The organism is Fructilactobacillus sp. X2R5C2 (assembly GCF_059901375.1).
This window is the reverse complement of record NZ_JBWXUX010000002.1, coordinates 184414-195969: the sequence shown is the minus strand read 5'-3', so window position 1 is coordinate 195969 and position 11556 is coordinate 184414. Positions and strand designations below refer to the sequence as shown.

The following is an 11556-nucleotide window of genomic DNA, read 5'->3' as shown; positions in this document are numbered from 1 at the left end:
TCCAAACTAATTTTTTTCCGTATTATCCAAAATACTTCCGTCTTCTTCAAGGTTAAATTGGACATTGCTTTCAATCCATTTTCGACGTGGTTCAACCTTATTACCCATTAGCGTAGAAACCTGTCGTTCTGCATCAGCAGCATCATCAATTCTTACTCTAATCAAGGTTCGTTTGGCAGGGTCCATTGTTGTTTCCCATAACTGGTCCGCATTCATTTCACCAAGACCCTTAAAACGTTGTAACGAATAGCCCGATCTGAAATCTTTAATATCTTGATCTCGCTCTTCGTTAGTCCAAGCATATTCTACTTTCGCTCTTTTGCCTTTTCCATGTTGCAATTTATAAAGTGGTGGTAAGGCAATGTATACTTTGCCAGCTTCAATCATAGGACGCATGTACTTATAAAAAAAAGTTAGTAGCAAGATTTGGATATGAGCACCGTCATCATCAGCATCAGTCATGATAATAATCTTGTCATAATTGGATTCGTCAATCTTAAAGTCCACTCCTACACCAGCGCCAACCGTGTAGATGATCGTACTAATCTCTTCATTTTTCATAATATCAGGAAGCTTAGCACGTTCTGTGTTTAAAACTTTTCCTCGCAATGGTAGGATGGCTTGATGCTTACGGTCTCGGCCTTGTTTAGCTGATCCACCGGCGGAGTCACCCTCAACCAAAAATAGTTCGTTTTCACTTGTATCCTTAGATTGAGCTGGGGTTAACTTTCCAGAAAGTAAACGTTCTCTTTTCTTTCTTTTTTTACCATGGCGACTTTCTTCTCGTGCTTTTTTAGCGGCTTCACGTGCAGTTCGAGCATTGGTAGCTTTCTTAATTAATGTGTTAGCAAAATCACTATTTTCCATTAAATAATACAATAACTGTTCAGAAACCACGTTATCTACGACAGATCGAGCTACTGGTGTTCCCAATTTTTCCTTGGTTTGTCCCTCAAATTGAAGTAATTCTTCTGGAACTTTTAGTGCTACTATCGCAGTTAAACCTTCTCGAACATCATTACCTTCGAGATTTTTATCTTTATCTTTTAATAAGCCCACTTTTCTTGCATATTCATTAAAGGACTTGGTCCAAGCACTTCTAAAGCCAGCTTCATGACTCCCACCGTCTTTTGTGCGAACGTTATTAACAAATGAAAGCATATTTTCAGTGTAACCATCGTTGTATTGAGCAGCTACTTCAACTTCAATGCCGTCTTTTTTACCATCAAAATACATAACTTTTCCAAGAGTGCTCTTACCCTCGTTTAAATAATCAACAAACTCTTTGATTCCATCTTTAAATTGAAATTCATCTTCGCGAATTTTTCCTGGTCGTTCATCTTTGAGAGTAATTTTAACGCCCTTCAGCAAAAAGGCAGACTCACGAAGCCGTTCTGCCAAAATGTCGTAATTGTAAGTTGTAGTAGTGAAAATGTCTGGATCAGGTTTAAATGTGACAGTCGTTCCGGTGTGTTTACTTGTTTTACCAAGTTTTTTTAGGGTTCCAACTGGTTTCCCACCATCAGCAAAATCTTCCTGATAAAGCTGACCATTACGCACAATTTGAACGGTTAAATGAGTTGAAAGTGCATTAACAACACTTGAACCAACCCCATGAAGACCACCAGAGGTCTTGTATCCTCCTTGTCCAAACTTTCCACCAGCATGAAGAACCGTTAAAATTACTTCTGGAGTTGGTTTCCCAGAAGAATGCATTCCCGTTGGCATTCCACGTCCGTGGTCAACAACGGTAATGCTATCATCTTCATGAATGGTGACGTTAATTTCATCACCATATCCAGCGAGTGCTTCATCAACTGCATTATCTACGATTTCGTATACTAAATGGTGTAGTCCTTTCGAGTCAGTCGAACCTATGTACATACCAGGTCGTTTTCTAACTGCTTCTAAACCATGTAAGACTTGAATTGAAGAGGCATCATATTCTTGTTTTTTTGCCTGTGTCATTAGGAAAGACTCCTTCTTTTAATCATCGTTTTTAATAATAACCTATTTAAACTTGATTGGAAAGACGTTTCAAAGTCCACCACAATCTTTCAAACTAAATTTTAAAATGATCTTTTTAATGCTAAAATAAAACTTTGTGAGCATATATTAATAAATATGGAGGAAGATATGGTTAAATTTATTATTCTCCTGATCTTGGCCTATTTACTTGGCTCAATTCCAAACGGAATTTGGATCGGTAAAATATTTTTTCATATCGATATTAGACGACATGGTTCCAAAAACATTGGGGCCACTAACACTTATCGAGTACTGGGATGGTTTGCTGGAACAATCGTGATGGTTCTAGACATTGCTAAGGGTGCCATTGCTACATGGCTGCCAATGCAATTTGGCATCCATTCTTGGTATCCATTAATTTTCGGCCTAGCAGCAATTTTAGGTCATACTTACTCTATCTTTGATCATTTTCGTGGTGGAAAAGCAGTTGCTACCAGTGCCGGAATGTTATGGGCGTATAATTTCGTGTTTTTTTGTATTGCAGCAGGTACTTGGGTTACTTGTATCTTTGTTACTAGTATGGTAAGCCTTGCTAGTATGCTTGGATTTACTATTATCGTAATTGCATCGTTTTTCGAACACGATCCCGCCCTTACGATTTTAGCAATCTGTCTGACCATCTTCACTTTCTATCGACATCGTAATAATATTATTAAAATTATTCATGGAAACGAAAATCTGGTACCCTTTGGACTTTACTATTGGTATCTGAAGTACATCAAAAAAACAATTCATCCTAAACAACAGCATAAATAAGGGACACTCTCTGAGCGTCCCTTATTTTTTCTTTTGATTAGAAGAAGGTAATATCAAAATTAGCATTTAAACTTTCATCAGGATCAAGTTTACTAATATCAGCTTTGTCCTTTAAAAATCCGGTACTCTCTTCTTCATCAGCAATTCCCCACCATGGTTCTAAACATACGAATGGGGCCTCTTTAGGATAAGTTGACCAAATGCCAATGTATTTGCAATCGTAAGCAGTAAGAGCCACCCCATGATCTGTGACATCAGATTGAAGCATAACGGTTGTCTGTTCATTATCGGAGACATCTAGTACTTTGGCATCATGTTTAAACAAATCGCGCTTTAATTGAAGTGGATTATCTAAAGTCTTTTCAACGGGATGTTTGATATTACTGTATCCATTTTGATCAATTCTTACGATTTTGTAATCATGTTTAGGAGCCACTGAAACCGAATAATCATCAAACGTTTCGCGCTTAGGAAAGAGTGGAACGTTAAATCCAGGATGGGCTCCCAATGAAAAGTACATTGGATCAGGATTAATATTTTCTACCACCATTTCAACTGCAATTGTATGTTCATCTAACTCATAATGAATGGATAAGTTAAAGTTAAAGGGATAAATTTTTCTAGTTGCCGCATTGGAATGCAACATGAAATTAACCTCAGTTTTATTATGAGATTCGATTTCAAACTCACTATCTCTAGCAAATCCATGTTGATACATATGATAACTATTCCCATCATAAATGTAATCATCATCTTGAAGTCGCCCAACAATTGGAAACAATATCGGTGCATGGCGCTTCCAGTATTCTTTATTGGCACCCCAAATGTATTCAGTTCCCTTTTGATCCTTAACAGATACAATTTCTGCACCCTTTTGGTTAATTTTAACCGTCAAGTAATCATTTTTTAACGTAACTGGCAATCTAATCCCTCACTTTCCTTATACCTAGTACTTCACAAATTCAAACCTACAAAATATAACGGGCTACATTTTCATCAGCAGCTAAATTACCGACCTTATCTTCTACGTACTTCTGATTAATGGTAATGTCACCCATATGCATGTCAGGACCTTCATACAAAATATCTTCGAGTAATTTTTCTAGAATGGTATGAAGTCTTCTAGCACCTATATTATCAGTATCATGGTTAACAGAGTAGGCAATATCAGCAATTTTTTCAATTGCTTCTTTAGTAAAGGTAACTTTAATGTTATCAGTACCGATTAAAGCTACATATTGCTTAATCAATGCATCACTAGGTTCAGTTAAAATTTTAACAAAATCATCTTTACTTAAGTCATTTAATTCAACTCGAATTGGAAAACGACCTTGAAGTTCGGGAATTAGGTCAGATGGCTTACTATCAGCGAAAGCACCAGAGCCAATGAACAAGATATGATTAGTATTGATGACACCATATTTTGTATTTACATTAACTCCTTCGACAATTGGTAAAATATCCCGTTGAACACCTTCTCTGGAAACTTCACCACGTGTTTGCTTATTTCCACCAGTAAGTTTATCAATTTCATCAATAAAGATAATTCCGGTATTTTCCGCACGTTTAATTGCAGCTCCATTAACCTTAGCGTCATCGATTAAAGTCTCAGATTCTTGATTAATCAAAGCTTCACGCGCTTCCTTTAACGGTAAAACTCGCTCAACTTGCTTCTTTGGTAACATGTTTTCCAATCCTTGCAAGTTAATTCCCATTTGCTCCATTTTACTGTTATCAGCGTTTAATGCGGCTGAGGGATCATCAATTGAGATTTTAACTTCTCGATCTTCTAGCTCACCATTTTCAATTTGAGCCAAAATTCGACTAGAATCATCTTTAATCTTATCTTTTTCGTTTTGATCCATGAAAGGATCCTTTTCGTTCAGCCATGATAAATCCATCGGTTTTCCTTTTTTGAAGGCCTTATTGAGCTCCTTGACGGTGTCTTGGAGTTTTTTATCATTATTGGACTTTTCTTGAGCATCATCAACATGATTTTCTTCACGTGAAATAATTTCAGCTAAATCTTGGTTGGCCTTCTTTTCTGCCTCACGTCGAACATTTTTGAATTGGATCTTCTTTTCCATTTGAACTGAATTTTCAACTAAATCTCGAACCATTGAATTAACATCACCACCAACGTATCCAACCTCAGTAAATTTAGTTGCTTCTACCTTAACAAAAGGTGCATCCACAATTTTAGCAAGTCTTCGTGCAATTTCTGTTTTACCAACTCCAGTTGGACCAATCATTAGAAGATTCTTAGGAGTAATATCTTCCTGCATCTGCGGATCTAATTGGAGCCGACGGTAACGATTACGTAAGGCAATTGAAACTGACTTTTTGGCTTCATTTTGTCCTACAATGTAATTATCTAATTGCGAAACAATTTCTTTGGGTGTCATTTGTTCTTCTTGTGTCATTAATCATACCTCATTTTATAATTCTTCAGAAATTACGTTGTGATTAGTAAAAATATCGATATCTGCAGCAATGTTAATAGCAGCTTTCGCAATGTCTTCAGCTGACATTTCCGGTGCATGGTGTTTCATAGCTGTTGCTGCTGCTAACGCAAAATTACCACCAGATCCAATGGCTAGAATATCATCATCGGGTTCAATTACTTCACCAGAGCCAGATACTAACAATAAATTATCGTGATCGGCTACGATTAGCATTGCTTCAAGCTTTTGTAATTGTTGATCACCACGCCACTGTTGGGCTAATTTAACTGAAGCCCGCTTTAGGTTGCCACTATATTCTTTTAATTTTTGCTCAAACTTTTCTTCTAAATTGAAGGCGTCAGAGACACTGCCAGCAAATCCTACTCCAACTTTTCCATCGAAGATACGACGAATCTTGTGAGCAGTCCCTTTCATAATCACCTTTTCTCCCATGGTGACTTGACCATCACCTGCAAGAGCAACGTGACCATTATGCCTAATGGCACAAATTGTAGTAGCTTCAAACTTTACTGTCATAATTAATTCCTTTCACAACTTAATCTGGATTGTCTTCATCTGGACGCTTAAAGAACTTACTATAATTTTTAAGCAATCCTTCCTTAGTTACGTGGGTATAAATTTGGGTAGTAGATAAATCAGAATGCCCTAATAATTCTTGAACGGTTCTCAAGTCAGCACCATTATTTAACATTTGAGTGGCAAACGTATGTCGTAACATGTGGGGATGAATTGATCCATTCATGCCACTGTTTTTCATGATTTTATCCAAAACGTATTCAATCCCACGACTTGATAGTTGATCTCCATGCTGATTGATAAACAAAAAATCATGATCCTTATGGTATTTATTCATAAGCGGTGTTCGACATACTTCTAAATATTTAAGAATTGAATTTTTGGCATACCGACCAAATGGGAGATAACGTTCTTTGTTCCCCTTTCCTAAAACTAGCATGATCCGATTACCAAAATCAATATTACTTAAGGTTAAATTGGAACATTCACTGACACGCATTCCAGTTCCATATAGTACTTCAAGAATAGCGCTGTCACGCGTTGCCATTTGTTTATTAGGATTTTTACGAGCGGTTTTAAACAGAATATCCAATTCCTTCTGATAAAAAAATCTCGGCAAGTGTTTATTATGCTTTTTTATATGAACATATTCAAATGGATTGTCTGAAACTAACTCATTATTTAATAAAAAATTGAAAAATGATCTTAATGATGAGATTTTTCTTGCAATAGTACTATTTTCATCACCACGATCATGTAAACTACTCAAAAAAACTTCCACATCAAAATTATCAATTGCTTTAAAATCTTTTTGTTTTCCAGAATCCTTCAAAAAAGTATTAAATTCTTCTACATCATCCTTATATGCCTTGGCGGTATCGTCCGAATATTGGCGTTCATTTATGATGTACTTGACAAATAGATTGATTAGATCTTGGTTTTTCATTTTTTGTTTCTTTCTTTTAGGTTAAAGTAACTTTTTACATTTTACCTTGTAAATAAAACCGTTCCGAAGAACAGTTAATTTAATTATTTTTGAATGTCTTCTTTATAATCACCATTTGGACAAATCACCTGCATGCCGCCTCGGACCTTTTTCTCAACTAAGAAATGACCACACTTAGGACAATCTCGTCCAATTGGCTTATCCCATGAAACAAAGTCACATTCTGGATATCGTGAGCATCCATAGAATAAACGATTCTTTTTTGTTTTGCGCTCAATAACCTGTCCCTTTTTACATTTTGGACACGTTACCCCAATTTCTTTAACAATTGCTTGGGTATTTCGACAATCTGGAAAACGTGAACAGGCGTAAAACTTGCCATACTTCCCCATCTTGACGACCATGGGAGCACCACAAATTTCGCAGTTAAATCCTGCTAACTCATCTTTAATCTGAACATCTTCCATGAGCTTTTCAGCGTGATCAACTTCCTTAGAAAATGGTTGATAGAAATGATCAACAACCTCAACCCATTTTTCTTTGGCTTCTTCAATTTCATCTAGTTTGCCTTCTACGTCGGCAGTGAAATCAACGTTAACAATATCAGGAAAATATTCTTCAATGATCTTATTAACAATTTCACCAAGTTCAGTTGGCTCAAAACGTTTTCCCACTAATTTAACGTAGTATCGTTTCTGAATGGTTCCAAGTGTTGGAGAGTAAGTCGATGGACGTCCAACCCCATTCTCTTCCAAAGTTTTAATCAAATTTGCTTCAGTATACCGAGCTGGTGGTTGTGTAAAGTGTTGATCTGGGTTGTTCTTGGCTAATTTCACGGTGTCACCACGGTTTAAGTCAGGCAAAATGTTATCTTTCTCTTTTCCATTTGAATAAACTTTCAAAAAGCCTTCAAACTTCATCTTGGATCCATTAGCCCGATAGGTCACACCGTTTTGCTCAATTGTCACCGTCTCAGTATCCATAATTGCTGGGGTCATCTGACTAGCCACAAAACGCGACCAAATCAGATTATAAAGCTTATATTGGTCCTTAGATAAATATTGTTTAATACTAGCGGGTGTCCGATGGACTGAAGTCGGTCGAACAGCTTCATGAGCATCCTGAGCTCCTTCAGGCATTTTACCTTTAATCGGCTTATTTGCTGAGTATTCTGCTCCATACTTTTCATGAAGAAAAGTAGCAGCTTCATGTTTAGCAATTGAAGAAATCCGAGTTGAATCAGTCCGCATGTAAGTGATTAACCCTTGACTGCCTTCTTTACCAATGTTAATTCCCTCATAAAGCTGCTGAGCAGCCATCATAGTCCGTCCGGTCTTGAAATTTAATTTCCGGTTAGCATCCTGTTGAAGGGTACTAGTCGTAAATGGTGGATTAGGTTGTCTTCGTCGTTCTTTTTTAGTGACTTTATTAACATCAAAATCACCCTTCGAATCAATCTTTTTTAGGACTTTTTGAACGTCATCGTTATTCGCAAGCTTAGTCTTCTTACCATTTAAACCATAGAAACTAGCTTTAAACTTAGAACGACCGGATTTAAATTCCGAATCAATCGTCCAATACTCTTCCGGCTCAAATTTTCTGATTTGTCGCTCACGGTCAATGACTAACCATAACGCAACTGATTGCACACGCCCCGCACTTAATCCCTTCTTCACTTTTTTCCAAAGTAAGGGTGAGATGGAATATCCTACTAATCGATCAAGTACTCGGCGAGCTTGCTGGGCATCGACCAAATTCATATCAATAGTTCGAGGGTGTTTAAAAGCATCCTTAACCGTATCCTTTGTGATTTCATTAAAAACCACCCGATTTTGATCGTTTACATCCAGATTTAACACATGTGAAACATGCCACGCAATTGCTTCACCCTCACGATCCGGGTCAGACGCCAGATAAATCATTTTCGATTTTTTAGCTTCAGATTTTAACATCTTGATGACATCACCCTTACCCCTGATTGAGATATAATCGGGCTTAAAATCATCATCAATATCCACGCCCATCCGACTCTTAGGTAAATCTCGGACATGTCCTTTACTTGCTACTACTTTGTAGGTACTACCCAAGTATTTCTGAATGGTCTTTGCTTTAGCAGGTGATTCAACAATCACTAGCTTTTTCTTATTGGTCCTTGTTTTTCTTTTTTTCGTTTTAGTTGTTTTTTTAGTTTTTGTTACAGAAGTTGTTGCCATTAAAATTATCCTCGTTATTTTTTCTTCATTAATACATGATAATTTCCGTTTAAATTTCTTCCATATCATATTGCAGTTTATGAAGCCTGTCAAACTAAAGATTCTTCCAAAACATCATTATCACTCAAACATGGACGTGCACCAGAAGCAATTAATTGATTACAGCCAATCGATAGCGGTGAAGTAATATTCCCCGGCACAGCAAGAACATCCCGATTTTCTGACAATGCCAAACTAGCCGTAATCAAACTTCCCGACTTCTGTTTTGCTTCCACCACAATTAATTTCTCACAAAGCCCCGCAATGATCCGATTTCGTTCTACAAAATGGTACTTAAGTGGTTTGCTCCCCAATGGATACTCACTAACTACCAGATTAGTATTCATTAACTCATTTTGAACATTCATACATTCACTGGGATACGAACCATCCAATCCAGTTCCAATCACTCCGATTGTCCGTTCATTATTAGCTAACGCACATTGGTGGCTTAAACAATCAACTCCCTTAGCTAATCCTGACACAATGGTAAATCTCTTCAAAACTCTCTTGGTCAAGATGGACTTAATGGCTGCAATCGAATAATTGGTGCACTGTCTAGCTCCAACAATGGAAATTGATCGTGTTTTCAGAATAGTTACGTCACCTACGAAAAAAAGAACTATCGGCGGACAATAAATATCAGCCAATTGTTGCGGATATTCAGCATCTAAAATCGTAATCCAATGCTGCTTTTGATTTAAATCCACTCTTTTATTTACCTCATCGCTTAAAAAGCACCGTTCAAACCGTTCATACTTTAAATGATGTTTTTTAAGAATAACGGTTAATTGATTCAAAATTGAGACGTCTGAATCTGCTTCGATTGATGCATGTTTAATCCAATGAGCCAGCATTGCCTCACCTTTAATTCCAATTCCAGGACACAGTTTGATTCTAAGCAATAAATTGCGTTTATCCATTTTTCTCTTCCTTTCTATGAATAAATACGCAATTAATGATGAATCGTTTTTAAAACTAGTGAAAATGTTTTTCTATGAATCGGAGTCGGGCCATACTTAGCCAAAGCTAACAAATGTTGTTTGGTTCCATAACCAGCATTGTGCTCAAAGCCATATCGTGGATACTGAACCGCATACTCATCCATTAGATTATCCCGAAAAACCTTTGCCAAAATACTAGCAGCGGCCACACTAACAGATTTAGCGTCACCCTTAATTAACCGCGTTTGCGGGATATCATTATCAATCGTCATCGCATCAACAATAATGTGACCTGGTTGTGGATCTAATTTATAAACGGCCTTTTTCATTGCCACTCTAGTAGCCTCATAAATATTGATCTCGTCAATTATCTGATTTGAAATGGGAACACAACTATATGCGATGGCTTCTTTTTGGATCAGCGGGACCAGTTCCCGCCGCTTTTCATCACTCAATTGTTTAGAGTCATTTGCATCTACTAAATCAAAGTCAGACGGTAAAATTGCAGCACCGGCTACTACTGGTCCAGCTAATGGCCCTCTTCCAACTTCATCAACTCCAGCAACATACTTAATTCCCTTGTGCCACAGTTCTTTTTCATATTTAAACCGATTAAAGAATTCATGTTGGCGCTCATTCTCTTCTTTTAGTCGCTTCAGCGTTTTTTTAATAATCTTTTGAACGCCAATTCGATGATCGCCATCAAATTGGACAAAAAGCGGATCACTAACGTCAGTAACGTTAGCAAACCGCTCAGCAATTTCCCTAATTGTCATTACTATGCTCATTTCCATTTACTAGTTCAAGTGAATCTAAGGTAAATCGTCCTAATTTTCCCTTTTGTACGTCATTAATAATCCGAATACTGGCTCGATCATAGTCGTCTTTCATCCCGATCTTTTCCGTAATCTTGAGTAATAAATCAACATCACTTAAATTCAAGTCATTGGCATTTAAATGATATCGCTTTAAAATTTCGTCTTCATGATTGGTTCGGAAAAAATGTAGTGCAAATAACGCAACATCATCAGGATGATAAATGCTTTCTTTAATGGCACCAGTCAGAGCTAATTTATCGGCGATTTCCTGATTTTGAAACTTTGGCCATAAAATCCCTGGTGTATCTAGTAACTCCATCGTTGGACTAGAAGTTAGCCATTGCTGACCCTTAGTAACACCTGGTCGATTACCAACAGCTGCTGACCGTTTACTTACTAGTTGATTCAATAACGTCGACTTTCCAACATTGGGCACACCAACACAAACCGCTTTAAGAATATCTCTTTTAATTCCCTTTGCTTGTGACTTTTCCAACTGTGGTTTTAGGACCTGACGTGCAGCTGCCTCAATTTTCTTTCTTACCCCATGTGCTTTTGAGTCAATCGAAATTGCTGATAATCCAGTCTGGTTAAAATAATCCAACCATTTCTGCGTCATCTTAGGATCAGCTAAATCCGACTTAGTTAAAATAAATAGACGTGATTTATTGCCAGCAACCCGCTTGATTTCTGGATTAACTGAAGAGTACGGAATTCGTGCATCAACTAATTCAAAGATAATATCAACTACATGGACATTTTCTTCAAACTGCCGAATTGCCTTGGCCATATGACCAGGAAACCATTGTATGTTACTTCCCATTATTTCTC

10 protein-coding genes are annotated in these 11556 nt (G+C 37.2%); 1 reads left to right on the top strand and 9 read right to left on the bottom strand.

The window, feature by feature from the left end; translation table 11 throughout:
• Positions 1-6: 6 nt before the first annotated feature.
• A complete protein-coding gene (gene parE, locus AC6UD2_RS03535; protein WP_039142830.1) occupies positions 7-1968 on the bottom strand; it encodes a DNA topoisomerase IV subunit B in 1962 nt (653 codons plus the stop codon).
• 168 nt (positions 1969-2136) lie between these two features.
• On the opposite strand from parE, the gene plsY reads away from it, so the two are divergent.
• Positions 2137-2784, top strand: coding sequence for a glycerol-3-phosphate 1-O-acyltransferase PlsY (gene plsY, locus AC6UD2_RS03530; RefSeq protein WP_010021439.1), 648 nt, complete (start codon positions 2137-2139; stop codon positions 2782-2784).
• A gap of 37 nt (positions 2785-2821) precedes the next feature.
• Here plsY and AC6UD2_RS03525 read toward each other — a convergent pair whose 3' ends face one another.
• The 8 genes from AC6UD2_RS03525 to ylqF form a co-directional block, all read right to left on the bottom strand.
• Positions 2822-3706: an aldose 1-epimerase family protein gene (locus tag AC6UD2_RS03525; protein WP_010021438.1), complete on the bottom strand. Its 885-nt coding sequence runs from the start codon at positions 3704-3706 to the stop codon at positions 2822-2824.
• Positions 3707-3752: 46 nt separating this feature from the next.
• Positions 3753-5207, bottom strand: a complete 1455-nt coding sequence (hslU, locus tag AC6UD2_RS03520; protein WP_500698043.1) for an ATP-dependent protease ATPase subunit HslU — start codon at positions 5205-5207, stop codon at positions 3753-3755.
• A gap of 15 nt (positions 5208-5222) precedes the next feature.
• Positions 5223-5765, bottom strand: coding sequence for an HslVU peptidase proteolytic subunit (gene hslV, locus AC6UD2_RS03515; protein ID WP_039142837.1), 543 nt, complete (start codon positions 5763-5765; stop codon positions 5223-5225).
• Positions 5766-5784: 19 nt separating this feature from the next.
• Positions 5785-6711, bottom strand: a complete 927-nt coding sequence (gene xerC, locus AC6UD2_RS03510) for a tyrosine recombinase XerC (protein WP_500698042.1) — start codon at positions 6709-6711, stop codon at positions 5785-5787.
• Positions 6712-6794: 83 nt separating this feature from the next.
• Positions 6795-8924, bottom strand: coding sequence for a type I DNA topoisomerase (gene topA / locus AC6UD2_RS03505; RefSeq protein ID WP_500698041.1), 2130 nt, complete (start codon positions 8922-8924; stop codon positions 6795-6797).
• An 89-nt stretch (positions 8925-9013) separates the two neighbouring features.
• Positions 9014-9886, bottom strand: a complete 873-nt coding sequence (gene dprA / locus AC6UD2_RS03500; protein ID WP_500698040.1) for a DNA-processing protein DprA — start codon at positions 9884-9886, stop codon at positions 9014-9016.
• Between the two features lie 32 nt (positions 9887-9918).
• Positions 9919-10683 (bottom strand): ribonuclease HII, encoded by a 765-nt coding sequence (gene rnhB / locus AC6UD2_RS03495; RefSeq protein ID WP_500698039.1) that lies wholly within the window; start codon positions 10681-10683, stop codon positions 9919-9921.
• A complete protein-coding gene (gene ylqF, locus AC6UD2_RS03490; RefSeq protein WP_500698038.1) occupies positions 10673-11548 on the bottom strand; it encodes a ribosome biogenesis GTPase YlqF in 876 nt (291 codons plus the stop codon). Before ylqF ends, rnhB begins: the two co-directional genes overlap by 11 nt.
• Between the last annotated feature and the right edge of the window lie 8 nt (positions 11549-11556).

What these genes read in the sequence shown, in the direction of transcription:
- parE (WP_039142830.1), bottom strand. Translation starts at nt 1,968, where the DNA reads ATGACACAGGCAAAAAAACAAGAATATGATGCCTCTTCAATTCAAGTC.
- plsY (WP_010021439.1), top strand. Translation starts at nt 2,137, where the DNA reads ATGGTTAAATTTATTATTCTCCTGATCTTGGCCTATTTACTTGGCTCA.
- hslU (WP_500698043.1), bottom strand. Translation starts at nt 5,207, where the DNA reads ATGACACAAGAAGAACAAATGACACCCAAAGAAATTGTTTCGCAATTA.
- hslV (WP_039142837.1), bottom strand. Translation starts at nt 5,765, where the DNA reads ATGACAGTAAAGTTTGAAGCTACTACAATTTGTGCCATTAGGCATAAT.
- xerC (WP_500698042.1), bottom strand. Translation starts at nt 6,711, where the DNA reads ATGAAAAACCAAGATCTAATCAATCTATTTGTCAAGTACATCATAAAT.
- topA (WP_500698041.1), bottom strand. Translation starts at nt 8,924, where the DNA reads ATGGCAACAACTTCTGTAACAAAAACTAAAAAAACAACTAAAACGAAA.
- dprA (WP_500698040.1), bottom strand. Translation starts at nt 9,886, where the DNA reads ATGGATAAACGCAATTTATTGCTTAGAATCAAACTGTGTCCTGGAATT.
- rnhB (WP_500698039.1), bottom strand. Translation starts at nt 10,683, where the DNA reads ATGACAATTAGGGAAATTGCTGAGCGGTTTGCTAACGTTACTGACGTT.
- ylqF (WP_500698038.1), bottom strand. Translation starts at nt 11,548, where the DNA reads ATGGGAAGTAACATACAATGGTTTCCTGGTCATATGGCCAAGGCAATT.